Annotated in this window: 23 protein-coding genes; 17 read left to right on the top strand and 6 right to left on the bottom strand. The window is 64.1% G+C overall.

The window, feature by feature from the left end; genetic code table 11:
• Positions 1-120: 120 nt before the first annotated feature.
• Both HALLA_RS00215 and HALLA_RS00210 read right to left on the bottom strand, forming a co-directional pair.
• Complete coding sequence (locus tag HALLA_RS00215) at positions 121-3,726, bottom strand: DNA polymerase II large subunit (RefSeq protein ID WP_049951506.1); 3,606 nt, start codon at positions 3,724-3,726, stop codon at positions 121-123.
• Between the two features lies 1 nt (position 3,727).
• Entirely contained in the window at positions 3,728-4,147 is a 420-nt protein-coding gene (locus HALLA_RS00210) for a PPC domain-containing DNA-binding protein (RefSeq protein WP_049951505.1), read from the bottom strand.
• Positions 4,148-4,326: 179 nt separating this feature from the next.
• Here HALLA_RS00210 and HALLA_RS00205 point away from each other — a divergent pair, with 179 nt between their 5' ends.
• From HALLA_RS00205 to HALLA_RS00185, 5 genes are all read left to right on the top strand, one after another.
• Entirely contained in the window at positions 4,327-5,928 is a 1,602-nt protein-coding gene (locus HALLA_RS00205) for an ABC transporter substrate-binding protein (protein ID WP_049951504.1), read from the top strand.
• A 114-nt stretch (positions 5,929-6,042) separates the two neighbouring features.
• Positions 6,043-7,041 (top strand): ABC transporter permease, encoded by a 999-nt coding sequence (locus HALLA_RS00200; protein WP_049951503.1) that lies wholly within the window; start codon positions 6,043-6,045, stop codon positions 7,039-7,041.
• A 69-nt stretch (positions 7,042-7,110) separates the two neighbouring features.
• Positions 7,111-8,109, top strand: a complete 999-nt coding sequence (locus HALLA_RS00195; RefSeq protein WP_049951502.1) for an ABC transporter permease — start codon at positions 7,111-7,113, stop codon at positions 8,107-8,109.
• A gap of 18 nt (positions 8,110-8,127) precedes the next feature.
• Positions 8,128-9,270 carry an ABC transporter ATP-binding protein gene (locus HALLA_RS00190; RefSeq protein ID WP_049951501.1) on the top strand — a complete coding sequence of 381 codons (1,143 nt, stop codon included), beginning with the start codon at positions 8,128-8,130 and terminating at the stop codon, positions 9,268-9,270.
• Complete coding sequence (locus tag HALLA_RS00185) at positions 9,263-10,636, top strand: ABC transporter ATP-binding protein (RefSeq protein WP_084568864.1); 1,374 nt, start codon at positions 9,263-9,265, stop codon at positions 10,634-10,636. Before HALLA_RS00190 ends, HALLA_RS00185 begins: the two co-directional genes overlap by 8 nt.
• A 182-nt stretch (positions 10,637-10,818) precedes the next feature.
• Here the strand turns inward: HALLA_RS00185 and HALLA_RS00180 are convergent, their stop codons facing one another.
• The gene (locus HALLA_RS00180; RefSeq protein ID WP_242406175.1) at positions 10,819-11,124 is read right to left on the bottom strand and encodes a hypothetical protein; all 306 of its coding nucleotides are present in this window, start codon (positions 11,122-11,124) and stop codon (positions 10,819-10,821) included.
• Positions 11,125-11,332: 208 nt separating this feature from the next.
• On the opposite strand from HALLA_RS00180, the gene serA reads away from it, so the two are divergent.
• The 8 genes from serA to HALLA_RS00135 all read left to right on the top strand — a co-directional run bounded on the left by serA (position 11,333) and on the right by HALLA_RS00135 (position 17,963).
• Positions 11,333-12,919 (top strand): phosphoglycerate dehydrogenase, encoded by a 1,587-nt coding sequence (gene serA, locus HALLA_RS00175; protein WP_049951500.1) that lies wholly within the window; start codon positions 11,333-11,335, stop codon positions 12,917-12,919.
• An 80-nt stretch (positions 12,920-12,999) separates the two neighbouring features.
• Positions 13,000-13,806, top strand: a complete 807-nt coding sequence (locus tag HALLA_RS00170; protein ID WP_049951499.1) for a CPBP family intramembrane glutamic endopeptidase — start codon at positions 13,000-13,002, stop codon at positions 13,804-13,806.
• Positions 13,807-14,150: 344 nt separating this feature from the next.
• Positions 14,151-14,408, top strand: coding sequence for an antitoxin VapB family protein (locus HALLA_RS00165; RefSeq protein ID WP_049951498.1), 258 nt, complete (start codon positions 14,151-14,153; stop codon positions 14,406-14,408).
• Positions 14,405-14,785: a type II toxin-antitoxin system VapC family toxin gene (locus HALLA_RS00160; protein ID WP_049951497.1), complete on the top strand. Its 381-nt coding sequence runs from the start codon at positions 14,405-14,407 to the stop codon at positions 14,783-14,785. The genes HALLA_RS00165 and HALLA_RS00160 overlap by 4 nt, the downstream gene beginning before the upstream one ends.
• A 215-nt stretch (positions 14,786-15,000) precedes the next feature.
• Positions 15,001-15,369 (top strand): phosphoribosyl-AMP cyclohydrolase, encoded by a 369-nt coding sequence (hisI, locus tag HALLA_RS00155; protein ID WP_049951496.1) that lies wholly within the window; start codon positions 15,001-15,003, stop codon positions 15,367-15,369.
• An 85-nt stretch (positions 15,370-15,454) separates the two neighbouring features.
• A complete protein-coding gene (locus tag HALLA_RS00150) occupies positions 15,455-16,606 on the top strand; it encodes a DUF7118 family protein (RefSeq protein ID WP_049951495.1) in 1,152 nt (383 codons plus the stop codon).
• 343 nt (positions 16,607-16,949) lie between these two features.
• Complete coding sequence (locus tag HALLA_RS00140) at positions 16,950-17,351, top strand: universal stress protein (RefSeq protein WP_049951493.1); 402 nt, start codon at positions 16,950-16,952, stop codon at positions 17,349-17,351.
• 117 nt (positions 17,352-17,468) lie between these two features.
• Complete coding sequence (locus HALLA_RS00135; RefSeq protein ID WP_049951492.1) at positions 17,469-17,963, top strand: HPP family protein; 495 nt, start codon at positions 17,469-17,471, stop codon at positions 17,961-17,963.
• Positions 17,964-17,989: 26 nt separating this feature from the next.
• On the opposite strand, the gene glmM is transcribed toward HALLA_RS00135, so the two are convergent.
• Positions 17,990-19,354, bottom strand: coding sequence for a phosphoglucosamine mutase (gene glmM, locus HALLA_RS00130; protein ID WP_049951491.1), 1,365 nt, complete (start codon positions 19,352-19,354; stop codon positions 17,990-17,992).
• Positions 19,355-19,522: 168 nt separating this feature from the next.
• Here glmM and HALLA_RS00125 point away from each other — a divergent pair, with 168 nt between their 5' ends.
• From HALLA_RS00125 to HALLA_RS00110, 4 genes are all read left to right on the top strand, one after another.
• Complete coding sequence (locus tag HALLA_RS00125) at positions 19,523-20,437, top strand: HVO_0234 family beta-propeller protein (RefSeq protein ID WP_049953946.1); 915 nt, start codon at positions 19,523-19,525, stop codon at positions 20,435-20,437.
• 48 nt (positions 20,438-20,485) lie between these two features.
• Positions 20,486-21,061 carry a hypothetical protein gene (locus HALLA_RS00120; protein WP_174887880.1) on the top strand — a complete coding sequence of 192 codons (576 nt, stop codon included), beginning with the start codon at positions 20,486-20,488 and terminating at the stop codon, positions 21,059-21,061.
• Between the two features lie 132 nt (positions 21,062-21,193).
• Positions 21,194-22,042: a ribose-phosphate diphosphokinase gene (locus HALLA_RS00115; protein WP_049951490.1), complete on the top strand. Its 849-nt coding sequence runs from the start codon at positions 21,194-21,196 to the stop codon at positions 22,040-22,042.
• An 84-nt stretch (positions 22,043-22,126) separates the two neighbouring features.
• On the top strand, positions 22,127-23,206 hold the full coding sequence (locus tag HALLA_RS00110) for a hypothetical protein (RefSeq protein ID WP_049951489.1): 1,080 nt from the start codon (positions 22,127-22,129) through the stop codon (positions 23,204-23,206).
• Positions 23,207-23,371: 165 nt separating this feature from the next.
• Here the strand turns inward: HALLA_RS00110 and ileS are convergent, their stop codons facing one another.
• Together ileS and HALLA_RS00100 are read right to left on the bottom strand one after the other, a co-directional pair.
• A complete protein-coding gene (gene ileS, locus HALLA_RS00105) occupies positions 23,372-26,578 on the bottom strand; it encodes an isoleucine--tRNA ligase (RefSeq protein WP_049951488.1) in 3,207 nt (1,068 codons plus the stop codon).
• 108 nt (positions 26,579-26,686) lie between these two features.
• Complete coding sequence (locus HALLA_RS00100; protein WP_049951487.1) at positions 26,687-26,923, bottom strand: hypothetical protein; 237 nt, start codon at positions 26,921-26,923, stop codon at positions 26,687-26,689.
• Positions 26,924-26,990 lie beyond the last annotated feature (67 nt).

Genomic DNA, 26,990 nt, shown 5'->3' with positions numbered 1-26,990 from the left:
TACGCTATATCGAATTTCGGGTGTCGAGGCTGCGACCACCCTCGGGCGACCGCAGCAAGAACTGACGACAAGAACTGTCCGCTCGCTTCGCTCGGAACCATTTGGCGCAAAACCGACGGGTTACATGAAGTCCTCAATGCCGGACTGCTTGTTCTTATCGTTCTCGAAGACGCTCTCGAGCGATTTCTCGAGCACCTCCAGGCGCTGTTTCGTGTATGGCCGGCAGTCGTACTCCTCGGCGACTTCGATCGCGGTTTGCATGTACTTGTTCACCGATCCCTGGTGGACGGTGAGGTTGACGCGGCCGCCACACTCCCGGCAGGTTTCGGTCAGGGGCATCCGGCGGAACTTCTCGCCGCAGTCGAGACACCGGGTCTCCTGTCGAGAGAACGCCCGGAGGTTGCCGATCAGGTCCGGCAGGAAGTGATACTCGATGACCCGTTCGGCGACGTCCGTCTCGTCGACCGCCTTGAGCTTCCGCGAGAGCTCGAGCTGGGCGTCCATCTTGTCCATCATCGACCCCAGCGTCTTGTACGCCGAGAGGTCGGGCCCCATCGCGATGTCGCTTGTATCGTGGGTGTGCTCGAAGCCGGTGTACTCCTCGTCCGTCCCGAGCGTTTCCTCGGCAATCTGCACGTCGACCTCACCGGGGTCTGCCATCTCGAGGGTCGCCTCGTAGAACTCGCGGGGGTACCGCGAGACGATGTCGATGTTGTGTGCCTCGTCGTCGATCTCGGAGGGATCGATTCTCGAGGACATGACGAGCGGCGCGTCCATCTTCCCCCCGCGTTGATCTGGCAGAAAACTCATACTAAAGTTCAACAGACCGTCCATGAGGAGCATTACACAATCTTCGTCACCGTCGCAATTCCGGCGTTTCGCGGCGTGGAAGTACGGATGAGCGTATCCGACTGCAGCGCTCGTAAAACCAATCACTCGCCCGACAGTTGCCGCGCTCGTGTGCGGAGCCATCCCGAAGACGAGTTCGCCGACCAGCTCCTCGCGTTCCCCGAGTTCGTAGAAGGGTTCGAGACCGTAGTACTGCTCGAGTAAGTCGTCGATGAAGTCGGCCGTCTTGAGCATGTGCTCGGCTGCGCCGTCGGAAAGGACGATGTCCTGGACCTTGAGTTCGACCAGTTGGTCCTCGTGGACGAGCGGTTCGCCGTGGATGTCCTCCTCGTAGCCGAGCGCCTGCAGTTGGCCGACATCGATGTCGAGTTCGCTCGCCCGAACCGACGTGACCGGAAGGTCGGTCATGTCGTAGCGGACGGTGCCGTCCTTGAACGAGGAAACGTCGTGTTTCGCCCGGAGAATCCCCTTCTCCATCGGTTCCGGGATTTTGTCAGCGGAGGTCAGCCCCTTGACCCCCTTCAGAATGTCGAAGGCGTTCTCGCGTTCGCCGACCGTCTCGAGAGCGTCTCGGTACTCCTTGTTGAGATCGATCTCGCGGGATTCGACGCAGGTCGCCTCGGTGTCACACCGGTCGCACTCGACGCGGCCGGCTTCGTCCGGTTCGATCGCCGAGTCACACGACGGACAGCGATAATCGGGTTCGGTTCGAGCGCCACAGTCCGGACAGCGGTTCTTGAACGTCTCGGTATCGCACTCCCCACAGCGGTGACGGCCGATCTGAATCTCGACGACGCCGGGCGTATCGGACATCGTGTCGGCGTGTTTGCCGGCCTTGGCGATGTCGCGCTGTGCGCCGCCGGCCTCGCCGATGGGAAAGAGCGTGTGAACCGCGGGGCTGAGGTCGCGGCTTTCGGACTTCTCGGGTCGACCCATGCGGTTGCCGATTCGAGTTGGAGCGCGCTCGCGGACGGTAAACGGCGCGACCTCGTTGACCGCCTTGATGGCGTTTGCGCCGCCGCTCGAGTTTCGCTTATCGTCGCCGGAGTCCGCCCCATCGGAGTCGCCCCACGTGCGCGCTCGCTCAGAGAGGTCGTCGTCGGTCCATGTCCGGGTCAACTCCCCGTCTTCGTCGCGGACGACCCCGAGCGTCCGGGCGAGCGGAACCCAGTCGTCGACCTCGAGTCGGCCCTCCCGCTGGCGGTGTTCGACGATGATCGTCTCGAGAGCGTCTCGAACCGTCTCCGAGCGCTCGAGGACGAGCGTCTCGCCGCCGTTCTCGATATGGGCGTTCGCGACCGCGTCGGCCAGCGCACAGAAATCGTCGACGGCCAAATCGTGCCAGAGGTAGGTGTAGTCGGGGTGCAACGGCGCATCGTACTCGCGGGCCCACTCGAGGGCGTCCTCGGCGGGCGGGTGCTCCGCGTCGATCCGCGGGTCGTCGAGCAGCGCCTGGGCGTCCGCGCCGGCCTCGTCCATGTCCTGGATCCACCACTCGAAGACGTAGGAGGCGGGAGCCAGCGGATGGTTGTTTTCGACGAACTCGCCGTAGTTGATCAGGTACTCGCCCGTATCGAGGATTTCCTCGACGCCGTTTCTGATCTCGAGGGCCTCCTCGGGGTCGTCGATCCGTCGAACGTCGCCGTTGGCGAGTTTGACGGTTGGTCCCTCGATGGAGTCGACGGGGACGACGCCGTGGGCTTTCCCCGGCCGTTCGGTCTTGATCTGCGTCCCGGTCGCGAGGAAGTCGTCGACCAGGTGCATCGTCGCCGGGTGGACGCCACCGGTCGCGAAGCCGTGGTTACGCGAGCGGCCGTATCGCAGTCGAAAACCGCCTTTCGCGCTGGGATGGGAGAAGACGGGGCGACCGGCGATCAGATCCCGAAGGAACTTCTTCGAAGGGGCAGGTCGAACAGGCCCCGTTTCTTCGGGCGGTGCGTCGTCTTCCTCGGCGGCGGCTTCGGCATCCGCCTCGTCGTCGTCGTCGCCGTCGTCGGCCGCTTTCGACTCGTCCGCGGCCGCTTCGTCGTCATTCTCGTAGTAGTTCCCGTCGATGAGGTCCTGCAGCCAGGGCCAATCGATTTCCTCGAGTTGGGAGGTGTACCGTTGGATCTTCGGCGCTTTCAGCGCGATCCCTTCCGCGAGCACCAGACACATCCCACCGCGCGCGGAGTTGGTGTCGACTCGCTCTAGGTCCCGAAAGCCGGACACTTCCTCGTCACCGGTCGCCTCGCCGTCTAACATGATCGGGAGGTGTTTCGCGATGAACTTCGTCTCCGGATCCTTCGGGGAGTACTGGAGACCGGTCTCCTTGTCGTAGAGCGAGATCTCCTCGGCGTAGCGTTCGATTTCCTCCGAACGCGCGTTGTACTGGTCGATGCCGACGAGCGCGCGCGTATAGTCGCCGACCAGCACCGACAGCGCCTGTGCGGTGCCGCCCGCAGAGCGGATCGGACCGGCGTAATAGACGTTTACGAACTCCGTGCCGTCGTCGTTCGAGAGGAGTTCGACCTTGTCGATGCCCTCGATGGGGGCGGCGACGACGCCTTCGGTCAACAGTGCGACCGCCGTTCGGACCGCGCCTTCGATCTTGCCCGCTTTCGTCTCGTAGTCGCCGACGTTTCCCTCGGCGAAGTCCTCCGCGAGCGCCAGGGCCGCCTCCTCGCGGCTCATCTGGCCCTCGAGTTCGCGGACGCGTTCGGCGACGCCATCGATGCCGAGGATGTTTTCGACGCGGTCAGCCATGTCTTTCGCGACTGGGATCTCGACTTCGGGTTCGGGATCAGCGCCGCGTTCTTTGGCGGTTTCAGCGACGTCGAACGCCTCGTCGAGCTGGGATTCCAGCCGAGAGAAATACCGCTGGTCTACCTCGCGCATCTCAGAGCCAGAGATCGAGAGCGGTCGTCTCGTCGTATTCGCGCTCTAAGTCGTCCTCGAAGACGCGCATGTACACTTCCCCGGCCCAGACCGTCGCCGAGTTCAGGTGCCCGGAGATCGTCTCGCCGTCGGCGTCCGAGAGCACGACGTGGGTGTGTGCGAACCGCTCGTCGTTCAGCCAGGCGACGTTGCCGACGCAGCTTGCGACCTCGAGCGGTTCGTCGGCGTCGATCGTGTAGTACTCGAGGTCGTCCTGATCGTAGAAGGCCAGTTCGGCGTCCTGGACGGCACCCAGCGCGGTAAACCACGCCGCGCCGGCGTCGACGTCGGCCGCCAGCGACTCGATCTCCGCGCGCCAATCCGCGCCCGTCTCGAGGCGGGCGACGTACTCGGATTCGGTTTCGACTTCCCTGTAGTTCATACCAACCAACTGTGTCCCGCGATAGAAAAAGACCAACGGTCATGGACAAACTGTGGTACCAGTGAACAGGAAATGTGTTCATTCTGGCTAGTACTGCACGAATTATCGGACGGTAAAGTCGGGTTTGGTGTCTGTATCCTGCTGATACCAAAATAGGGGTAGTCGGATTATGAGGTGAGATGACACGAATTCAGCCAACCGCCACGCGGCGGCGAATTCTCGCGGCAGGTGCAGGGGCCAGTACGGCGATGGTGGCTGGCTGCATCGGGGGGAACGGGGGTGCCGAGGAGGGACAGCTCCTGTACACGCAGGAGGTGACTCCCGAGGGGGATTTCGACCCCATCGTCTCGAACGACGCCTACAGCGTCCAGATCATCAATCTCGTCTACGACGGATTGTACGAGTACGACTTCGAGTTCGAGCTCCAGCCGAAACTCGCCGCCGGCGAGCCCGAGGAGGAACGCGACGGCGAGCGCTACATCGTCGAACTCGTCGACGACGCCGAGTTCCAGAACGGCGATGCCGTCACCGCCACCGACGTCGTACACTCGTTCACCGCACCGATCGAAGAGGAGACCGAGAATCGGCCGGAGTACGACTTCATCGACGTCGAAGGAACCGAAGCGGTCGACGAACAAACGGTCCAGTTCGACCTCGACCACCCCTACGGGGCGTTTACGACGCTCACCGTGGCGACGTACGTCGTCAACGAGTCTGTCCGGACCAACGATCCCGAAAGCTACAACACCGATCCCGTCGGATCCGGACCGTTTACCTTCGAGGACTGGAGCTCCGACGAGTTCGTCGAACTCGCGGGCTGGGACGACTACTGGGGAGAGCCCCAACCGGAACTCGAGACGGTCAGGTTCGAGTCGGCCGAAGACGACGCGGGGCGGGTCTCTCAGATCCTCGCGGGCGATACCGACGCCATCGGGACCGTCCCGCCGACCGACTGGGATCAGATCGAAGCCGAGGACGGGATCGACGTCTATCGAACCGAGAGCCCCTCCTACCAGTACGTCGCCTTCAACTGCAACGAAGGCGAGACGACGAACGCCGACGTCCGCCGGGGGATCGCCCACGCGTTCTCGATGAGCGAGTTCGTCGATTCGAACCTCGGCCAGAGCGCGATTCCCATGAACTCGCCGATCCCGCCGATCGTCAACGAACTCGGGTGGGACTTCCCGGTCGACGAGTGGGAATCGGAGGCGCCGGGATACGACCGGGAGGAGGCCGAACGGCTCCTCGAGGAGGGGCTCGAGGAACCCGACGACTGGAACCCGACGATCATCGTCCCGCCTGACGACGTACGGATCGCCCTGGGCGAACTGATCGCCTCACGGCTGGACGAACTCGGCTACAACGCCGAGGTCCAGAGCCTCGATTTCGCGACGCTGACGGACACCTACATCTCCGGCGAGGCCAGCGACTACGAACTGTACATCCTCGGCTGGACCGGCGGCCCGGATCCCGACGTCTACCTGTACAACCTCTTTCACGAGGAGAACGCCGGCGTCACGCAGGGGCACTTCTACGAGGGTAGCGACAGCTTTCACGACGACATCCTCGAGGCGCGAGAGACGGCCGGGCAGGACGAGCGCCGCGAGCTCTACGTCGGCGTCATCGACGAAATCGTCTCGGAAGTGCCAGTTATGCCCGCCTACTCCGAGCACAACACGATGGCGGCCCAGAGCTACGTCAACGGACTGGAACCGCACCCGAACGTCGCGTACAACCCACAGCTCGTCTCCGGGGAAACTAATGTCTCAATCGAGGAGTGAGACGGCGGCCCGACGCTCGAGTCTGTCGCGACGCCGAGTGGCGGTGACGAGCGTAGAGCGAGCGACGACCGTGAGCGACGAACCCGAACAGCACTAACACACCTCTCGAGATCCATGGGACTGCTCCGATACACGATTTATCGATTGTTGCAGGCGATTCCCGTCCTGCTCGGGATTTCCATTATCACTTTCGTGCTGGTGAACCTCGCGCCCGGCGATCCGGTTAGTCTCATGTTACAGGGCCAGCAGGCGGACGAGCAACTCATTCGGTCGATCGAACAACGCTACGGCCTCGATCAGCCGATGCACGTCCGCTACTGGAACTACATGACCGGGCTGGTACAGGGCGATCTCGGCTACAGCATTCACCGCGATCGACCGGTCTCGGCGCTTCTGGGAGAGCGCGTCGGCCCGACCTTACTTTTGGTCCTCTCGGGATACTTGTTCGCGATCGGGACCGCGATTCCGCTCGGCGTCCTGGCCGCAAAGCGTCGGAACAAACCGGCGGATCACGTCTCGCGGATCGTCGCGCTCGTCGGCGTCTCGACGCCCTCGTTCTGGATCGGCATCATGCTCATCATCGTGTTCGCGGTCAACCTCGGCGTGTTACCCTCCGCGGGGTTGGTCTACCCGTGGCGGCCGCCGTCGGCCGCCGGCCACAGCGGTCACATCGAGCACTACTACCAGACGATCAGACACCTGCTGTTGCCGATGATCGCGCTGGGAACCCTGCAGATGGCGACGCTGATGCGCGTCGAGCGCACGCAGATGATCGAATCGCTCCAGGAGGAGTACGTCAGGCTGGCGCGGGCCTACGGCGTCCCCGAGCGGACGATCCTCCGCAAACACGCGTTCCGATCAGCCCAGTTGCCGATCATCACGATCATCGGACTCAACCTCTCGACGGCGCTGGGGGGTGCGGTCCTCATCGAGACCGTCTTCGCGATCAACGGCATCGGCCGACTGTTCATCGAGTCGATCCAGCAACTCGATTACCAGCTCGTGATGGGGATCACGCTCGTGCTCGGGTTCATGTTCGTGATCGGCGTGATCATCACCGACATCTCCTACGCCTACATCGACCCGCGAGTGACCTACGGGGAGCGTGACTGACGATGTGCGCGGACGACCACCCACGCGAACAACGACCAACCCACCGCTCACACGGACGACCACTCCACGATGGCAACGACTGAATCACAACTCGAGGACGGCTCCGCCGGCAGCACCGTCGAGGCGCGAGTGGGGTGGCGACACACCCTCAAACGAATCCACGCCGACGCGACGGCCCGGTTCGGACTCTACGTCGTCGCGATCGTCCTGTTCGCTGCGGCGTTCGCGGCGGTCGATAGCAACCTCTCGAGTCTCACCTTCGGCACCGCGTCGAACTACACGTTCGCCGAGGCGCTACCGATCTTCGACCACCCGACGCGGATACCGCCGCCCGGCGAGGCTAACCCGAACCAACCGCCCGCGTTTCTCGCCGAGGGATCGCTGGCGAACCCTCTCGGAACGGATCCGCAGGGCCGTGACTACTTCACGCGGGTGTTTTACGGCTCGCAGGTCTCCGTCAGCGTCGGGTTGGCCTCGACCGCCATCGGGCTCGGTGGCGGCACGATAATCGGCGCGGTGTCGGGGTTCTACGGCGGGAAGATCGACGACGTGCTGATGCGAAGCGTCGAGACGCTGTACGCGATTCCGCCGCTCGTGCTCATCATCGTCTTCATCGTGTTCCTCAGCGGGGGAAGCCCGGACATCCGCTACGCCGTCGTCGGCGTCGGCCTGACGTTCGTCCCGGTGTTCGCCCGGATCATCCGCAGCGAGGTGTTATCGGTCCGGGAGATGGACTACATCGAGGCGGCGCGTGCGGCCGGCGTCAAAGACCGCCACATCATCCGCAGACACGTCATCCCGAACAGCTTCGCGCCCGTGATGGTGTACGCGACGCTCCAGATCGGCGTCACGATCCTGATCGTGGCCGGGCTCTCCTTTCTGGGCTACGGCGCACAGCCGCCGACGCCGGACTGGGGCGAGATGCTTCGAATCGCCCACGGGCGATACATGCACTCGAACATCTGGCTCTCGATCTGGCCGGGGCTGGCTATCCTCGTCACGATCATGGGGTTCAACCTGTTCGGCGACGGCCTGCAGGACGCGCTGGATCCGCGACTCGAGGACTGAGACGACCACAACATACCAATGAGTACCGAACCACTCCTTTGCGTCGAAAACCTGCAAACACAGTTTCACACGAAAAGCGGTATCGTCCGCGCCGTCGACGGCATCTCCTTTACGGTCCACGAGGGCGAAATCGTCGGCCTCGTCGGCGAGAGCGGTGCCGGAAAATCCGTCGCTTCGATGAGCTTGCTCCGACTCATCGAGAGTCCCGGCGAAATCGTCGGCGGCGAAATCACCTACAAGGGCGAGACGATTTTCAGCCTCGAGGACGACACCGATGGCGGCCGCCGCGAGCGCGAGGCGATGCTCGCGAACGACGAAATACGCCGGCGGATTCGCGGCAACGAGATCGCGATGATCTTTCAGGATCCGATGAAGTCGCTGAACCCCGTCTTTACCGTCGGCGGCCAGCTTCGGGAGTTCATCGAGCTGAATCGCGATCTGTCCGGAAGCGAGGCCGAGACCGAAGCGATCCGGATGCTTCGGGAGGTCGGCATCCCCGACCCCGAACAGCGCTACGGTGAGTATCCACACCAGTTTTCCGGCGGGATGCGCCAGCGCGTGTTGATCGCCATGGCGCTTGCGTGCGAGCCGAGTCTGATCATCGCCGACGAACCGACGACCGCGCTCGACGTTACCGTCGAGGGCCAGATCATCGACCTCGTCGACGACCTGCAGGATCGGTACGGCACCAGCTTCCTGTGGGTCACCCACGACATGGGCGTCGTCGCCGAAATCTGCGACCGCGTCAACGTGATGTACCTGGGGGAAATAGTCGAACAGGCTCCCGTCGACGACCTGTTCTACGACACAAGCCACCCCTACACCGCCGCCTTACTCGAGTCGATGCCCCGACCCGACCGCGCGACCGAACTCGAGCCAATCGAGGGCGTGATGCCCGAGGCGATCGACCCGCCCTCAGGCTGTCGGTTTCATCCCCGCTGTCCCGACGCTCGAGAAGTCTGTACGCGCGTTCACCCGGAGACGAAGACCGTCGCCGAAACCGAAGACGGTCCGCATCGAGCCGCGTGCGTGAAACACGACGTGTTCGACGTCGGCTACGACGAGAGCGTGCCGCTCGAGTCGGGCGAGAAAGCGACCGTCGAGTCGGCGGAATCGAGCCCGAACCAGCCCTCGACCGACGGGGGTGGGGCTCATGAGTGACGCCGAGGATCCCGCCGTGGGCGGTGACGGATCGTCGAGTACGGGTCTCGAGGGGACCGAGAACACCCACGGAGAGCCCCTGATCGAGGTCGACGGGCTCCGGACGTACTTCAGCGCGGATTCGGGGCTGCTCGCGGGGCTCAGTTTCGAGCCGGATCGGTTTCCGCCGGTGAGTCTGGGAACCGACGACGTGAAAGCCGTCGACGATGTCTCCTTCGAGATCAGAGCGGGCGAGACGCTCGGGCTCGTCGGCGAGAGCGGGTGCGGAAAGAGTACGCTCGGCCGAACGATCCTTCGACTGATCGACCCGACGGCGGGGACGATCAGGTTCCGGGGCGACGATCTGGCGGCGCTGAGCGGCGAGCAACTCCGACAGAAGCGCTCGGAGATCCAGATGATCTTCCAGGATCCCCAGTCCTCGCTCGACCCGCGGATGAAAGTCGGACAGATCATCGAGGAGCCGATGCGAGCCCACGACATGTTCGACGAGGAGGGCCGGCGGACTCGAGCGAAAGCGCTCCTCGAGAAGGTGGGGCTCGATCCGCGCCACTACAACAGACACCCCCACGCCTTTTCCGGCGGCCAGCGCCAGCGAATTAATCTGGCTCGAGCGCTGTCGGTCGATCCCGACTTCATCGTCTGTGACGAACCCGTCTCGTCGCTCGACGTTTCGATCCAGGCCCAGGTGCTGAACACGATGGCGGAACTCCAAGAGGAGTTCGGCCTGACCTACCTCTTTATCGCCCACGACCTCTCTGTGATCCGGCACATCTCCGACCGCGTGGCGGTGATGTACCTCGGCCACATCGTCGAACTCGCCGAGAAGACGGAGCTGTTCGAGAATCCCCAACACCCCTACACGAAGGCGCTGCTCGAGTCGATCCCTGTCCCCGATCCGCGGGAGACCGGCGCTCGAGGGGTGCTCGAGGGCGAGGTTCCGAGCCCGGTCGATCCCCCATCCGGTTGTCGATTCCGGACGCGGTGTCCGAAGCTGATCGCCCCCGAGACGGACGCGTTTTCGGTTCAGGAGTGGGAGGCGACGCGAGCGTTCATGCGCGCGGTCAAGCGCCGGACGTTCGAGCCCTCGAGCGAGTCCGCGATTCGGGCCCGGTTTTTCGAGGAGGCTACACCGCAGGGTGAAGCGGGCAAAATCGTCGACGAGGCGATCCGACTCGTCGCGACGGATCGAGACGGCCCCGACGAGGGCGATCCGGACGGGACGCGAACCGGATGGGACGAGGCGACCGACCTCCTGCTCGAGAACTTCGCCGAGCGGAGCATCTGCGCCCGCGAGCGCCCGCGCTACGAATTCGAGGCAGAACACGGCGACGAAACGCATTTTGCAGCCTGTCACCTCCATCGGTGAGGGTGCGATCCGCTGCTGGCTGGCCGTTCGAGGACGTCCGAATCGGCCGAACTGGCCGAATTTGGCTGTCTTCGCCTCGAGCGGCGAACGCACCAGCCGACGCCGAATTGGGGTGACGGTGATACTGCTCGGAGGCGAGCCGACCGGCGGCGACGGCATTCGAGTCCTGTACCGATCGGCGGCTACAGCGTTCGACGGTAGCCACACGACGGGCAGTGTAACATGCCGTCCGTGATGAGAAGGTGGCTCCGACCGCAGTGCCCGCACGGACCGTCCACCGAAACGTCGGCCTCGCGAGCGACGGCTCGGATCGTGTTCTGGAGCAACCTGAGCTGTCGTTCGGTCGTATCGAGGCGCGCCGTTACCTGTTCGAGTTCGGCACCGAGTGCGCGTTCGCGCTGGCGGGCGCGTTTCCTGTCGGGGAGTTGGGTTTCTCGAGGCGTCATCGGATCATCGCGCCCTGTACGCGGCCAGCGAAGAAAAACCATGCTGCGTACGTTCACGGCAACGAACCGGTCGGCTGCGTGACTCGAGGCAGTTGAATCGATGTTCGAAACGACCGGATCAAGCGTCGAGATGACCGGATAACTTACATCGGCTACTCGAGTCGAGCCCGAGAGATCCATGCAGGAGGTAGTTTTTGCCAGTTTCGGACACAACGGAAGGGTTTACCCTGTCGACGCAATTGACTCGCGCATGAAGGTTCTGGTTACGGATCCTATCGCTGACGCAGGGCTCGCGGTACTCAGGGACGCTGGCTACGAGGTCGAAACGGCATACGAACTCGAGGGCGAGGCGCTCCTCGAGGCCGTCTCGGACGCCAACGGACTCATCGTCCGCTCGGGAACGGAGGTCACCGAGACGGTCCTCGAAGCCGCCGAAGAACTGGCGATCGTCGGCCGAGCGGGCATCGGCGTCGACAACATCGACATCGACGCCGCGACCGACGAGGGCGTCATCGTCGCGAACGCGCCGGAAGGCAACGTTCGGGCGGCCGCCGAACACACCGTCGCGATGACGTTCGCGGCCGCGCGCTCGATCCCGCAGGCACACGTCCGGCTGAAAGACGGCGAGTGGGCCAAAAGCGACTACCTCGGGACCGAACTCGACGACAAGACCCTCGGCGTCGTCGGCCTCGGCCGCGTCGGCCAGGAGGTCGCCAAGAAGCTCGACTCGATGGGGATGGACATCGTCGCCTACGACCCGTACATCTCCGAGGACCGCGCGGATCGCATCGGCGCTGAGCTCGTCGAGTTCGAAGACTGTCTCGAGAAAGCGGACTTCGTGACCGTCCACACGCCGCTGACCCCCGAAACGGAGGGGCTCATCAGCGACGAGGAACTCGAACTGCTCGAGGGCGGCTACCTGATCAACTGCGCCCGCGGCGGCGTCGTCGACGAGGACGCGCTCGCGGCGAAAGTCGAAGACGGCACCCTCGAGGGGGCCGCACTCGACGTCTTCGCCGAGGAGCCGCTTCCCGAGGACTCGCCGCTGCTTTTCGTCGACGACGTGATCGTGACGCCACACCTCGGCGCGTCGACGGAGGCCGCCCAGGAGAACGTCGCGACCCAGACCGCAGAGCAGGTCGTCGCCGCCATCGAAGCCGAACCGGTCGCGAACGCGCTCAACGCACCCTCGATCGACGAGAGCGCGTTCCCGCGCGTCGAGCCGTACATCGACCTCGCCGAGACCGCGGGCAAGGTCGCCGCCCAGTTGCTCGACGGCCGCATCGAGAGCGTCGAGGTCGCCTACGAGGGCGACATCGCAGACGAGGACATCGAGTTCGTCACCGCGAGCGCGCTCAAAGGCGTCTTCGAACCGCTCGAGTGGCAGGTCAACGCCGTCAACGCGCCACAGATCGCGGAGGATCGCGGCGTCGACGTCACCGAATCGAAGACCCACCAGGCCGCCGACTTCCAGAGCCTGGTCTCGGTCACCGTCACTAACGGCGACTCGGAGCTTTCGGTCGACGGAACGCTCTTCGCCGGGAACGACCCGCGCATCGTCCGCATCGACGGCTACCGCGTGGATGCGATTCCCCACGGCCGGATGGTCATCACGCGAAACACCGACGAACCGGGCGTCATCGGCCTCATCGGCTCGATTATGGGCAAACACGGTGTCAACATCGCCGGGATGTTCAACGCCCGTGAGACCATCGGCGGCGAAGCGCTCACCGTCTACAACGTCGACAGTAGCGTTCCGGACGCGGCTCGAGAGGAACTCGAGGCCGACGAGCGGATCATCGATGTCGCAGACATCATCCTGAACGGCCAGGACTGAGCGGGCCGCTCGCTCGAGGGCGTTAGTCGAGAGAGTTCCGCCATCGACACGTTCTTCGTTCTGATCCCCCGATAGTCAGTATGGACGACCCACAATCGGCTCCGCCGAGCGCTTCCGAGCAGTCCCCTCCAACCGATCCCCCGTCGCGGTCGGCCCTGATCGCGATTTTGGGTTCGATCGGGTACATTCTCGGCGCGTTCATCTTTACGTTCGCCGTCTTCTTCGTTCTGATGCTCGGGGCCATGATCTACCTCGCTGTGACCACCGGCGACATCGAGCAGTTCGACGCGTTCATCGAGGGCGAGGGCTTTGTACTCCTCGCCGGGATGGAGTCAGGGCTACTGGGACTCGGCGCGCTCGGACTCGCCGCGCTGTCGGTCGTCCGCGGCTGGATTCCGAAAGCCGAGTTCGGGCTCTCAAGGCCGACGCGTCGCCAGATCGGCGTGAGCCTCCTCGCCATCGTCGGACTCGTCGTGCTTCAGGCCGCGCTCTCGCTGGCCAGTTCCGCGCTCGGGATCCCCGCCTCGGAGCACTCGCTGATCGGCGGCGACGTCTCGCCGTACTACTACGTCGCACTCGCCGTGATCTCGATTCTCGTGATCGGCCCCGCCGAGGAGTTGCTGTTCCGGGGCCTGATCCAGAACTACATGCGCCCGGCGTTCGGCTCCACCGGGGCGATCGTCGGAACCTCGATCCTGTTCTCGAGCATCCACCTCCCAGCGTACTTCACGACGACGCTTTCGGCCGCCATCGTCTCGCTCGGCGTCATTTTCGTCCTCTCGGTGGCCTTCGGCTGGCTCTACGAGCGGTACAACAACCTCTATCTGGTGATGTGGATCCACGGCGGCTACAACGCGACGCTGTTCTTGCTACAAGCGACTCTTTAATCGGTTTAGAACGGAGTTTGTGGATGGTTTCGAGACCGCCGAGTTGGCTGCGTTCTCGAGAAAGACCACGCCGAAGGCACTCATACGTCTCCCTAGTTTTTGAGACGATAGAGTGTGAACCGTCCTATCCCAACGGTGAGTGAACGTTTGCTCGAGTCGAGATTTCGGTCCGTGAACTGGGCTCGAGGTTCAGGTTCCGATAAACGAATTTGGCTTCGATTTCAGGGGAGAGCCGCTCGAGTCGTCCGAGAGAGACGTTGAACCGATCCCCATTGAATTAGGGTGAGCGAATGAGAGCAGGAATAGCGTTATGCGTATGTACGTCTAAACGTACACATAGACCGATGGCCACGAAGAGTTTGACCGTTACTGAAGAAGCGTACGAACATCTGAAAGCCTACAAACGAGAGGACGAGAGCTTCACCGACACGATTCTCCGACTTACTGATGCGGACCGCGATGTCATGAAAGGATTCGGCGCATTCGAAAACGACGAAGGGTTCCGCAACGCGGCCGAAACGGCTCGAGCGGGCCTAAACGAAGACATAGCGGAGCGACGGGAACGACACCGCGACCGTCGAGACCGGGACAGTGAACGATGATCGCACTGGATACGACCTTTCTCATCGACTACCTCGATGGCGTTACTGCGACCGCGAAATTTCTCGAGCGACAGAGCGCACCGATCTATTACGCGCCCGCACTCGTCCTCTACGAGGTGTACGAAGGTGCAGCGCTGTACGACGGTGATTCGATCGAAAAAGCGCAGACGAGTCTGGACTGGATCGAGCCGCTCGAGTTCGATCACGGCGTCAGTCGGGAAGCAGCCCAGATCAACGCCGAATTGCTCGAGGCTGGTCAGCCGATCAACCACGGGGATGTGCTGATAGCCGGCACCTGTCGCCATCACGGCGCAGCGCTCGTGACTCGAGACGAGCATTTCGAAGCGATCGACGGACTCGAAACGGTCTCATACTGAAACGCACGAACCCCGAAACGCTCAAGCAGCCTGCTCGCACGGACAGCGACGAGCGGGTTCTAGAGCAGGGGCGGGCAATAGGGAAAGTTAGATACTACGTCTCATCCGGCAAATCGGCTGAAATACGCGGATGTCGCCTCGAGACGAGTCCCACCGTTCCCAGAATCTCGAGTGCAGCAAAAGACCTATCGCCCCCGACGGACTTTCCTCCGAGTATGGACGACGGTATCGAAGTCGATTTCGGCGACGACGGGCTGGTTCCCGCCGTGGCACAGGACGCCGAATCGGGCGACGTGTTGATGCTCGCGTACGTCTCTCCGGAAGCGCTCGAGCGGACCCGAGAGACCGGCAGAGCCCACTACTACTCGCGGAGTCGCGATGAGTTGTGGGAGAAAGGAAAGACCAGCGGCCACACCCAGCAGGTGGCGGAGGTTCGGGTCGACTGCGACGCCGACACGCTGCTCTATCTCGTCGAGCAGGAAGGCGGTGCCTGCCACACGGGCCGCCGGTCGTGTTTCTACCGAACTATCGACGGCGAGAACGTCGGCGAGAAGGTGTTCGACCCCGACGCCGTCTACGAGTAATAGCGAATTACATCGAACCGCCCAACGGGGAACTCCCACATCGACACTCGAGACAGCAAAACCCCACACCGACACTCCAAACACAATGAGCGAATCCGTTCATCGCGCGGACTCCGAGGCGCTCGCAGAGCTCCGAGACGCCCGTGAGCGACTCGAGACGGCACAGCAACGAATCGAACGGCAGGGCGGTGGCGACGAGGCGGCGGTCGAAGAAGCCGCGACGGCCTACCGGAACGCGACCGAACTCCTCGAATCGTACGTCGATCGGGCGACCGGCACGGGTCGGGAGAACTTCCAGGCCTACATCGAACTCGAGGGGAAGTTCGACGCGCTCGTGGAGGGCCTCAACGACGACCTGCAGGGGCGAGAGGCCTTCGAGGCGGCGCTGGACGCGATCGACAAGCGTCGGCTCAGCGAGTCCGATTTCGAGCGCGCGGAAGCCGAACTCGAGCCGGCAAAGCAGTACGCGGACTTACTCGACGAACGCGAAGCCGCGCGGGAGGCGCTGGGGGCGGCCCGGACGAACGCCGGCCAGCGCCTCGGGGAGATCGACGACGAACTCGCGGAGGCAGAACGATTGCTCGAGCTCTCCCACGCCGATTTCGACGCACCGGTCGAGAGGCTTCGAGAACCGATCGAAGCCTACGACGAGGGGGTTCGCGAGGCGTTCGAGGAATATCGTAGCAACGCCTCGGCGCGGGAGGTGTTCGCGTTCCTCGATCGGACGCGCTGGTATCCGTTCGTCGACTACGAACTGCCGCCCGCCGACCTCGAGTCATACGTCGAGACGAATCCCGCCGGCGAGTACACGATCGACGAACTGCTCGAGTACGCCGAGTACTCCCGCTCGAAGCTCTCACACTACGTCGACGACGCGGACGAACTCAAGCGCCAGGTGGCCACCCAGCAGACCTACCTCGACGGAATCGACGCCGAGCCGTTGACCGTCGGCTGGCCGCCCGAACCCGCGGGCGTCCTTCGGCGGCGAACGCGAGAGTATCGGCCGTTCGTCGATCGGATCGCCGACGACGAGACGGTGGCCCTGCTGCGGGAGGTTCGGCTGTTCGCCCGCGATCCGGACTACGACCGGCTACAGACGGCGGCCCAGGCGGCCGATCAGCTCACATCCGAGGAACGCAAACGGCTAGCCGACGGGCGGGTGGCCGACGAACTCGAGGCGCTTCGAAACGAACGAGAACAGTTAGCGGCGGCGCTCGAGGTCGACGATCCGGTCTAGTGACTCTCCTCTTCGGCCAACTGCCGAGCAATGTCCAAGTTCGCGCGTGGTGGCTCACTACGTTTGGCTCCAAGCTATACCGAGAGCCAGACCGAGAACCATACCGATCGTAAGACCCATCCCGATATTGTCCATTGCGACCCCAAGAACAAATCCTATTGGCGGTCCGATCGCAATCCCCATGGTCATCTTGGTCGAATCTATCTGGTCGTTTCCTTCGGTAGACACGGTGCTCTCCTTCGACTTCCGGTGAGATAAGCCCATGGAACGAATAAAATCAGTTGAGCGATACGAACCAACATACGGCAGAGTACTTTCCACGGATGCGGACGAACAACCGCCCATGAGCCACAACCTCCTCGTTCCGATGGACGACTCCGACCCCGCACGGGCGGCTCTCGAGTACGCGCTCGAGCACTTTCCGGACGCCGAGATTACGGTTCTCCACGCAATCGACGACCTCGAGGCGGGGTACGCCGACCAGCCGTCCGCAGCGCAGACCGACGCGGAACCGGACGTTTTCGCGGACGCCAAGCGACTCGCCGGAGAGCACGACACCACGATCGAGGCCCAAGTCGTCGACGGGACGGCCGCCGAGGCCATCCTCGAGTACGCACAGGAGAACGGGATCGACGGCATCGTCATGGGGAGCAAGGGACGCTCGGGCGTCTCGAGGGTGTTACTTGGGAGCATCGCCGAGCAGGTAACCCGGCAGGCGGACGTGCCGGTGACGGTCGTCCCCTGAGCGGTCATCCGATACCACGATCGGTGGTCGTCAGTTCACGAGTATGACCTGGAATCGGACGCTCGAGCGATCCAAACCCTTCGACGTTTGTATCTCGAGTTCGAACGCGCGAGTAGGATGGACGACAAGGTCGGCAGCGCGCTCCACACGGGGCTCTTGATCACGACGACAGCCGTGTTGGCGTGGCTCTCGGGGCTCTCGATGCTGTTCCCGAGTCTCGGCCCCACGGCGTTCGTGCTGGCGCTTTTCGAACGGGGCGACGCGACCTCGCCCCGGCGGGTGGTCGGCGGACATATTATCGGCGTTCTGGCCGGACTGGTGGCCTATCACCTGCTCGCGAGCGGGATCGCGATGACTGCCGCGATGGAGGCAGGATCGGTCGAGGGCCTTCGGCTCGCGGCAAGCGGCGTGCTGGCGACGACGCTCACCGCGGGCGGAATGCTGGCGACTGACACCCGCCATCCGCCGGCCTGTGCGACCACGCTAATCGTCTCGCTCGGGTTGTTGACGACGGTGCTCGAGGGAGCGTTGATCGTGCTCGCCGTAATCATCCTCGTCGGTTCCCATCGGCTGTTGCTCGCGACGGAACGGTGGGGAGCGCGACGCGTGTGAACGATGCAAAAAGGGGTAGGGGCGGTTCAGGCGTCGTTTTTCGCCTCGGCCAGCGCCCGGTACATATCGCCTGCGAGTTCCTCGGCGCGACTCGAGTCGCGCGCCTCCGCGTAGATCCGGACGAGCGGCTCGGTGCCCGAGGGCCGGGCGAGCACCCAGGCGTCGCCGTGATCGAGTCTGTAGCCGTCGCGCGTGTTGAGTTCTGCGTCGGAGGTTTTTGCCTGGTTCGCTGCGGCGTCGATCATCGCGTCGCGTTCGGCCGTCGAGTCGTACTCGATATTGCGCCGAACGTTGGCGTAGCCGCCGTAGGGTTCGACGAGGTTGCTCACCGACTGATCGGCGACGAGTTCGAGGAACCGAGCGGCGGTAAAGGCCCCGTCCCGCGAGAGGCGGAATCCGGGGAAGAAGATGCCGCCGTTCCCTTCGCCGGCGACCGGAACGCGTCGGCCGTTGACTTCGAGTTCCTCGATTCGCGTGATGATGTTCGTCGAGCCGATCGGCGTGAGTTCGATGGACGCGCCGATATCGTTGACCACGTCGACTAACCGCTGGGAGACGTTGACCGCGGAGACGGTCGTATCGCCGGGCTCGAGTTCGGCCGCGGCGAGCGCCGCGAGCGTCGCGTCGCCCTCGACGTACTCGCCGGTTTCGTCGAAGAAGATGGCCCGGTCGGCGTCGCCGTCGTGAGCGATTCCGACGTCGGCGTCGGTCGCGCGGACGAGTCGACCGAGGTCCTCGAGGTTGTCGGGGACGGGTTCGGGGTCTCGGCCGGGAAAGTGGCCGTCGGCCTGCCCGTTGACGGTGATGACGCGACAGCCGAGTTCGCGGAAGAATTCGGGGCTGACGAGCGAGCCTGCGCCGTGGCCCGGATCGAGGGCGACGGTCAGGTCGCCCTCGGCGATTCGCTCGCGGTCGACGGCCGAGCACAGTTCATCGATGTAGTCCCGTCGCACGCCGTCGACGTCGCGGTTTCTTCCGGTTTCGTCCCACGGAGCGACCTCGAACGACTCGGCGAGCAGCGCCTCTTCGATCCGCTCGAGATCGTCGATCGCCAGTTCGACGCCGTCGCTGCCGACGAGTTTGACGCCGTTGTACTGCGGCGGGTTGTGCGAAGCCGTGATGACGATCGTCGGAACGCCCTCGCGCTCGGCGTAAAACTGCGCGCCCGGCGTCGGCAAAACCCCGAGTCGATCGACGTCGGTTCCCGTGCTAACGATTCCGCTGGCCGCCGCATCGGCGAGCATCCGGCCGGTGTGGCGCGTGTCTCGAGCGATCGCGATCCGGTCGACGTCCCAGGCTGTTCCCGCGGCTTTGGCCACGCGCAGGACGAACTCCGGCGTCAGTTCCTCGTTGGCGACGCCCCGAGTCCCACTCGATCCGAACACTTTCATCGACAAACACTCTGTACGGACACCTCAAAGGGGTTCCGGACGATCGTCCGCACAACAGCCTCCTTCGGGGGACAGTCACCCCCACTGAGACCGTCGAAACGACCGATTGCACACACGGCGTCGTCGCCAAGCAGAATGCTTTCGACGCTCCCGTCCGAGAGCACGAGTATGAGCACGATCGACGAAAAACGCGTCTACGGCGAGAGCGGGGGCGCACTCGACGCCTACGTCGGCAGTTCGATGGGACTCGTCCACGTGAGAGTTTCTGACAGTGCAGTCGGCGAGTTTTCGCTCTGTCACCGACGTGAGACGCGGGATCTCGCCGCCGGACCGGGTTCGATCTCCATCGCGACCGACGAGGACGTGCTGGTGGCCGATCCGACCGATCCTGACTCGTTCGCAGAGACGGAATTCGGCCCCGCGACGGCCGTGAGCTACGACGGAGAAACGCTCCTCGCCGCGGGCCCCGACGGCCGCGTCGCACGCCGGGACGGAGACGACGGGCGGGACGCTGACGACTGGGAGACGCTCGCCGACTCCCTCGAGGCCGACGTGCGAGCGATGGACGGCGACCTGCTCGGAACCGAACGCGGCGTCTACCGCGTCCACGACGGCGCGCTCGATCACGCGGGCCTGAGCGACGTTCACGACGTGTCAGCCGCCGGCGTCCCGCTCGCGGCGACCGAATCGGGGCTGTACAAACTCGGCAACGGCTGGATGGAAATTCGATCCGATCCCACAGAAACCGTCGCGACCGACCCGGCCAGCGAGCCAGGCCACCTCGAGCGGGCGCACGCGGTTTCCAGCGGCGCTGTCTACGAGTATGCGGCCGGCGGGGACGAAGCGGGAGAATGGGTTCGGGACGAGGAGTTGGCGATCGCCGGCGGATCGGACGACAGCGGCGGGCCCGCGGCCTCGAGCGATCCGATCGTCGGATTCGGTTACGGCGAAACCGTCTACGCGGTCTCGAGCGACGGGACGGTTTTCGCGGCCGATGGCGACGGCTGGCGACCTCACGTGCTCGGCGTCACGGGCGTGACGGGGATCGCAGTTCCGGCGACTGGCTCTCCCGACGGCGCATGACGGTCGTCTGACGAAGGCTTACTGTGACGGAATTCGCAGGGACGGGCAATGGGAGAACTAACACGACGGCGCGTGCTCGCCGTCGCGGGTGCAACGACGATGGGTTCGGTCGCCGGGTGCATGGGATCGGGTGACGACGGCCCCGACGGAGACGCGGAAGACGGTGGGAACGAAAGCGACGGAGGGGGTGACGGCGAAAGCGACGGAGGCGACAGTACCGGAACCGATGACGGAGCGGACGACGCCGAATCGGCCGACCGAACGGGCACCGTACTCGGAGACATCACCGTCGAGAACCTTGACGACGCGAGCCACACGATCGATGTCCTCGTGGAGTTCGACGGCGAGATCGAGGCCTGGAGCACCGAGGTCCTCGAAACGAACGGCGACAGCACCACGCTCGAGCGAAACTGGCCCAGCGATCCCGGTTCGTTCAGAGTCATCGCCCGCGTCGACGGCGAGGAACTGCGCGAAGCGACGCCTGCGGACTGGAACGATCCGGACTGTTTCAACCTCTTTATCAGCGTCAGAGGCGACGACAGCGTGACGATCGCCAGCGGAACGTCTGGCGGCCCCTGCGGATCCGGTGAGGCCGACGCCGACGACACAACGGCGGCGGACTAATCCCGATCCCGGATTGGGTGTTCCAGAACTGGGTGTCCTCGAGCGGAGTATTCCAGAGCAGAGTGTGTCCGAGTTGCGTGATTCGGAACGGAGAACGAAAACGGGTTTAGCCCGCGGGCAGACTCTGCGAGTATGATCGTCAGCGGATCCGCCTCGCAGTCGCTCGCCGCCTCGCTCGCCCGCGTTCTCGACGAACCGCTCACAACCCCCACCTACGATCGGTTTCCGGACGGCGAAACCCTCGCCGCGGTGCCGGAGTTCGAGGGCGGGCGGGCGACCGTCGTCGCATCGACCGTTTCGAACGACGCGCACATCGAACTCCTGCAACTGCAAGACGCCGTTCGCGAAGCGGGGGCCGAGGAAGTCGTTACGGTGATTCCCTACATGGGGTACGGCCGCCAGGACGACGCCTTCGAGGCCGGTCATCCGATCTCCGCTCGAGCGGTCGCCCGCGCCATCTCGACGGGGGCGGATCGCGTGCTGACCGTCAATCCCCACGAGCGCGACGTCTGCGAGTTTTTCGAGCCGACGGCGACCGCGGTCGACGCCGCCGGACGCCTCGCGGAACCGTTGCCCGACGCGCTCGAGGATCCCGTCTTCCTCTCACCGGACGCCGGGGCGACACACCTCGCCGAGACGGTTCGAGACGCCTACGGAGCAGGGGAAACAGACTACTTCGAGAAAACGCGCCGATCCGGAACCGAGGTCGAAATTTCGCCGAGCGACGTCGACGTTGCCGGCCGTGACGTCGTCGTCACGGACGATATCATCGCGACGGGGTCGACGATGAGCGAGGCCGTCGCGGTCCTCTCCGAGCGCGGCGTCGACCGCGTCTTTATCACCTGCGTTCACCCGCTGCTGGTCCGTAACGCCTACACGAAGCTCTCGCGTGCGGGCGTCGAAGCGATCTACGGAACCGACACGGTCGAGCGACCGGTGAGTTCGGTCTCGGTCGCGCCGGCTATCGCCGACGAACTGTAACCCCTTCTACCCTCGAGACGAGCAGTTTCTCTCCGAGAAAATCCGATCGTATACTTATATGATAGTCGCGTCTTGTGTCGAGTAATGCTATCGAAACGGTCGCTGCTCCGTCACGCTCTCACGGTCGCTGGCGTCGGAGCCATCGCCAGCGGGACAGCCGGTGCCGCACCGAACGCACGGTCGACGGCCGAGATAGGCGGCGAGTACGGATACGACGCCACGGCAGTCGCCGACGCCGGAACGACGGTAACCGCCAGCGTGGATCGGTCGATCTTAGACATCACCGGCGTTCCGGAGGGTGTCAGAGCCCCGTTTAACGACCTGCGCCAGCAGTACTCGTCCGTCTCGCTCGAGGACATCGGGCGGGTAAGCGCGAGTGCGACACTCGACGGCGAGACGATCACCGGCGGCTGTGCCGTCGCGACCGGTTCGTTCGACAGACGCGCGATCAGAACGGAAGCCAGAGAGTACGGCCTGCGCGAGGTCGACTCGAGCGGGAGCGAACACCGGATGGAGACGGATGCCAACCAGCGACGAGTAACGGGCACGGGCTCGAGCACTACCACGACGCCCACGACCGACGCTCCCGCGGCGACGGTCGACCGGCTCGTCGCCGACGACGTGCCCTACGCTATCGGCGTCGACGACTCCACGCTCTACGTCGGGTACGGTCGCGGAGAGACCGACGCGCGGACACACGTCGATGCGGCGCTCGAGACGACCGGCAGCGGCCAGTCGCGCTCGAGCGAGACGAACGCGGCCGCGAGTGCAGACTACGGCTCGCTCCCATCGTTGCTGTCCGGACACGCCGTGGCCTGTGCGTCGCTGGATTCGGCGACTCGAGAAGCCCTCTGTGATCGGTTGACTGACGCGCCGGACTCGTTCAGATCGGCCATTGAGGCCGCCAGAGCAACCGGCATCGCACTTCAGGCTGGCTCGACGCAAAGCCGGCTTCGGTACGGCATCGTCGCCGACCCGAACCGACTCTCTGTCGACACCGTCATGGACATCGTCGCCGAGGCGACGTCCGGATCGGGGTCGCTCGAGAACGACGGCGTCTACCGCGACGGCTGGACGTTCGTCCTCGACGCGACGGTCGAGACCGAGGAGCTGTGGGCGGCCCACGAGCAGTTCCTCGGAAGCAAGTCCGTCGACGAGCGCTAACGGAACCGGCCTGAACCGATCCGCCGAGAAATCGGCTGTCGAATCGACTATCAACCAAATTCCTCTCATCCCTTCGAACGGTCGAGCGACGGCTCTTCAGGCGAGAAGACAGACTCGAGACGGAGTCTCGACCTCGATTCGGCCGCGAAGAAAACCCGCCGGCGATCAGCCTGAGGCTTCGGCGACCGACAGCGGATCGATCGCGATTTCCATCGTGACACCTTCGACGTCCCACTCCTTTCGGTAGCCGTCCTCGAGTGCGCCGAGTTCGTCGGCGCGAACTTCCTCCCGGACCAGTTCCTCGCGGTCGGCCACGAGTTCGGCGACGCGGTCGTCTTCGATCTCGAGGTCGAGCGCGATGCGTTCCTCGACGTCGAGGTCGAGTTCCTTGCGCATCTCCTGAACCCGACGAACGACCTCTCGAGCGTAACCTTCGCTCTCGATGTCTTCGGTGAGCGAGGCGTCGACGTAGACGACGCCGCGGTCATCGCCGTCGGTGCCGAAGGCCGTCCCCGCGATATCGTCGGGGGTTTCGGTGACGAACGAGACCATCGATTCGGCGAGTTCCTCACCATCCTCGAGTACGTCGTCGACCGCCGCCTCGAGGGCCTCGAGCGTCGGCTCCTCGACGCGGGCTTCGTTGAGCGCGTTCATGACCTCGCCGGCGCGTCCGCCGAAGGCGGGGCCGAGTTCGCTCATATCGGCCTCGGCGCTGTAGGCGAGTTCGCCCCACTGCTGGCCCGGTTCGACGACCTGCACCTCGCGGGTGTTGAGCCGATCCGCGAGCAGGTCGGTGTGGCGGGAGACGGCCTCGACAACGCGGTCGTCGTCCGCGGCGACCACGACTCGCGCGATCGGCCAGCGGAGTTTGCGGCCGGCCTGCTGGCGCGCGTTCGCACCCGCCTCTTCGATACCGCGCAGGAGTGCGACATCGGTCTCGAGTTCCGGGTCCTCCCAGGATTCCTCGACTGCGGGCCAGTCGCACATGTGAACCGTATCGTGCTCATCGTCGCCGGTGAGCGTGCCGTAGATCTCCTCGGAGATGAACGGGGCGTAGGGCGCGAGCAGGGCGACCGTCTCTCGAAGGACCCGATAGATCGTCGCGTAGGCGGCCTCCTTCGACGCGCTGTCGTCTTCCTCCCACATCCGCTCGCGGACCGCCTGGATGTAAAACCGGGAGACGTCCTCGACGACGAACTCGAGGAGCGCATCGAGCGCGCGGTCCTGTCGGAACTCCTCGAAGGCCGCGGTCATCTCGGCTTTGGTCGACTGCAGACGCGCGAGGACCCACTCGTCGACCAGTTCGAGGTCGTCCGCGAGCGACTCGAGGTCGCTCTCGGCGGGGTCGAACTCGTCTAAGCGCATGTACGGCAGCGGGAACCGGAACACGTTCCAGAGGGTTCGAAGCTGGTTCTCCAGGGTCGCCATCTCGTCCCACGAAAAGCGCATGTCCTCGCCCTGCGGGTTCGCCGAGAGCAAGAATAGCCGCATTGCGTCCGAACCGTGGCGGTCGATGGCCTCGTCGGGTTCGACGACGTTACCGACCGACTTGGACATCTTCCGGCCGTCCTCGTCGAGCGCGTGCCCGTGCATGAGGACCTCGTCGTAGGGAACCTCGCCCATCGCTGCCGTGCCCATCCCCAGCTGGGACCAGAACCAGCCCCGCGTCTGGTCGTGGGCCTCGAGGATGAAGTCGGCGGGCCAGAGCTCGTTGAATCGCTCCTCCTCGCCGGGGTAGTTCAGGGTGCCCCACGAGGCGACCGAGGAGTCGAGCCAGACATCGAAGACGTCCGGAACGCGAGTGTAGGTGGTTCCGTCCTCGGTGATCGTCAGGTCGTCGACGGTGTCCTTGTGAAGGTCGACCGTCTCGGCGTCGAGATCCTGATCGACGCGTTCTGCAAGTTCCTCGCGCGTTGAGACGACGATCATTTCCTCGTCGTCGTCTCTCCCCTCGGGCGTCCAGACCGGAAGCGGAATTCCCCAGTAACGCTGGCGGGAGACGTTCCAGTCCGGGGCCTCCTCGACGAAGTCGCGGAACCGGTTGTCCCGCGCCCAGTCGGGGTGCCACTCGCTGTCCTCGATGTTCTCGAGGAGTTCGTCCTTGACGTCGGTGATCGTGATGAACCACTGGTCGGTGACGATCTGGAGGATACCCGTGTCACACCGCCAGCAGTGGCCGTAGCTGTGGTGGGTGTGACCGGCGGCCAGCATCGCGCCCTCGTCCTCGAGGTCGGCGATGATCTCCTCGTCTGCGTCCTTGACGAACCGACCCTCGTACGTTCCGGCTTCGTCGGTATAGACGCCATCGCCGCCGACGGGACAGAAGATCGGCAGACCGAGTTCCGTCCCGCGTTCGAAGTCCTCCTCACCGTGGCCCGGCGCGGAGTGGACGAGTCCGGTGCCGTCGCCGTGGGTGTCGACGTAGTCGCCGGCGTAGACCTCGAGTGCGCCCTCGACGTCGACGTGGTCGGGGACCTCCTCGGCGAGCGGGTGCTCGTAGGACCAGCCGAGCAGGTCCTCGCCGGTCAGTTCCTCGACGACCTCGTAGTCCTCGTAGCGTCCCTCTTTGAGTACTTCCTCGTGTTTGGCCTCGGCGAGATAGAGGAGTTCCTCCTTGCCGTCTTTCTCCGCTCGAACCCCGACGTAGTCGCCCTCCTCGTCGACGGCGACGAAGGTGTTCGCGGGGATGGTCCACGGGGTTGTCGTCCAGATGACGATCGACCCGTCTCGGTTCTCGAGGTCGAACTTGACGTAGATCGAGGGGTCCTCGACGTCCTCGTACTCGACTTCGTTGTTCGCGATGGCGGTTTCACAGCGCGGACACTGCGAGATCGAGCGGTGGCCCTTCTCGACGAGTCCGCGATCCGCGGCTTTCGAAAAGCCCCACCACGCGGCTTCCATGTACTCCGGAGAGAGGGTCTTGTAGGGATCGTCCCAGTCCATCCAGACGCCGAAGGACTTGAAGTCCTTCTGGAGTCCCTCGAGTTGCTCTTCTGCGTACTCCTTGCAGGCGTCGATGAAGTTCTCCTCGCCGAACTCCTCGATGTCCTTTTTGTTCTCGAACCCGAGGTTTTCCTCGACCTGGGTTTCGATCGGGAGGCCGTGCATGTCGTAGCCCGGCCGGTCCGTGACATCGTAGCCGCACATGCGAAGATAGCGGATGTAAACGTCTTTCAGGGACTTGTTCCAGGTCGTTCCCATGTGGGCGGACCCGGAGGTGTACGGCGGCCCGTCGACGAAGAAAAACGACTCGCCGTCCGCGCGATGCTCGACCGTTTGCTCGTAGGCGTCGACTTCGTCCCAGTACTCGAAGACCCGTTGCTCGACCGCCTCGGGGTCGTACTGGTCGTCGACCTCGCCGAACCTGCTCATGGCTGTGCTAATTCGCTGGGGAAGTAAAGAGGAATCGATATCGCAGGTGGGTCAGACGATCGGATCGACCGATCGAACGACGCGAGAATCGGTGTGGAATCGACGAAATCAGTTCCGAACCAAATTCGCGAGGGTCACGAGCGATTTCTGGTAACCGAGCCCGTAGACGCCCGCATAGAGCATGACACAGCCAAGTGCGGCGAGCCACAGCGCAACCGTTGCATCGCCCGCACCCATGTGTTGAAAGCTCGCGTACTCGACGGCGACGCCGCCCACGGTGAGAACGCCGGCACCGATCGTATAGAGCGCCAGTGAGATGAGTTCGACCGCCAGTTCTGCGTTCATAGGGTTGTCTAACCCACTCCTCGACTGTAAACTTGTCTATCGTCGATTCTGGAGCGGAGGCCTCGAG

Source organism: Halostagnicola larsenii XH-48 (assembly GCF_000517625.1).
GTDB classification, from domain to species: Archaea; Halobacteriota; Halobacteria; order Halobacteriales; family Natrialbaceae; genus Halostagnicola; species Halostagnicola larsenii.
Note: the sequence above shows the minus strand (reverse complement) of the source record. Positions and strands in the feature narration are given on the sequence as shown.

Coding starts and splice junctions, on each gene's coding strand:
- HALLA_RS00120 (WP_174887880.1), top strand. CDS start 20,486: ATGGGAGAACTAACACGACGGCGCGTGCTCGCCGTCGCGGGTGCAACG.
- HALLA_RS00195 (WP_049951502.1), top strand. CDS start 7,111: ATGGCAACGACTGAATCACAACTCGAGGACGGCTCCGCCGGCAGCACC.
- HALLA_RS00180 (WP_242406175.1), bottom strand. CDS start 11,124: ATGGTTTTTCTTCGCTGGCCGCGTACAGGGCGCGATGATCCGATGACG.
- HALLA_RS00135 (WP_049951492.1), top strand. CDS start 17,469: ATGGACGACAAGGTCGGCAGCGCGCTCCACACGGGGCTCTTGATCACG.
- HALLA_RS00185 (WP_084568864.1), top strand. CDS start 9,263: ATGAGTGACGCCGAGGATCCCGCCGTGGGCGGTGACGGATCGTCGAGT.
- HALLA_RS00200 (WP_049951503.1), top strand. CDS start 6,043: ATGGGACTGCTCCGATACACGATTTATCGATTGTTGCAGGCGATTCCC.
- HALLA_RS00140 (WP_049951493.1), top strand. CDS start 16,950: ATGAGCCACAACCTCCTCGTTCCGATGGACGACTCCGACCCCGCACGG.
- HALLA_RS00125 (WP_049953946.1), top strand. CDS start 19,523: ATGAGCACGATCGACGAAAAACGCGTCTACGGCGAGAGCGGGGGCGCA.
- HALLA_RS00110 (WP_049951489.1), top strand. CDS start 22,127: ATGCTATCGAAACGGTCGCTGCTCCGTCACGCTCTCACGGTCGCTGGC.
- HALLA_RS00205 (WP_049951504.1), top strand. CDS start 4,327: ATGACACGAATTCAGCCAACCGCCACGCGGCGGCGAATTCTCGCGGCA.
- HALLA_RS00150 (WP_049951495.1), top strand. CDS start 15,455: ATGAGCGAATCCGTTCATCGCGCGGACTCCGAGGCGCTCGCAGAGCTC.
- HALLA_RS00100 (WP_049951487.1), bottom strand. CDS start 26,923: ATGAACGCAGAACTGGCGGTCGAACTCATCTCACTGGCGCTCTATACG.
- glmM (WP_049951491.1), bottom strand. CDS start 19,354: ATGAAAGTGTTCGGATCGAGTGGGACTCGGGGCGTCGCCAACGAGGAA.
- serA (WP_049951500.1), top strand. CDS start 11,333: ATGAAGGTTCTGGTTACGGATCCTATCGCTGACGCAGGGCTCGCGGTA.
- HALLA_RS00160 (WP_049951497.1), top strand. CDS start 14,405: ATGATCGCACTGGATACGACCTTTCTCATCGACTACCTCGATGGCGTT.
- HALLA_RS00210 (WP_049951505.1), bottom strand. CDS start 4,147: ATGAACTACAGGGAAGTCGAAACCGAATCCGAGTACGTCGCCCGCCTC.
- hisI (WP_049951496.1), top strand. CDS start 15,001: ATGGACGACGGTATCGAAGTCGATTTCGGCGACGACGGGCTGGTTCCC.
- HALLA_RS00165 (WP_049951498.1), top strand. CDS start 14,151: ATGGCCACGAAGAGTTTGACCGTTACTGAAGAAGCGTACGAACATCTG.
- ileS (WP_049951488.1), bottom strand. CDS start 26,578: ATGAGCAGGTTCGGCGAGGTCGACGACCAGTACGACCCCGAGGCGGTC.
- HALLA_RS00170 (WP_049951499.1), top strand. CDS start 13,000: ATGGACGACCCACAATCGGCTCCGCCGAGCGCTTCCGAGCAGTCCCCT.
- HALLA_RS00215 (WP_049951506.1), bottom strand. CDS start 3,726: ATGCGCGAGGTAGACCAGCGGTATTTCTCTCGGCTGGAATCCCAGCTC.
- HALLA_RS00115 (WP_049951490.1), top strand. CDS start 21,194: ATGATCGTCAGCGGATCCGCCTCGCAGTCGCTCGCCGCCTCGCTCGCC.
- HALLA_RS00190 (WP_049951501.1), top strand. CDS start 8,128: ATGAGTACCGAACCACTCCTTTGCGTCGAAAACCTGCAAACACAGTTT.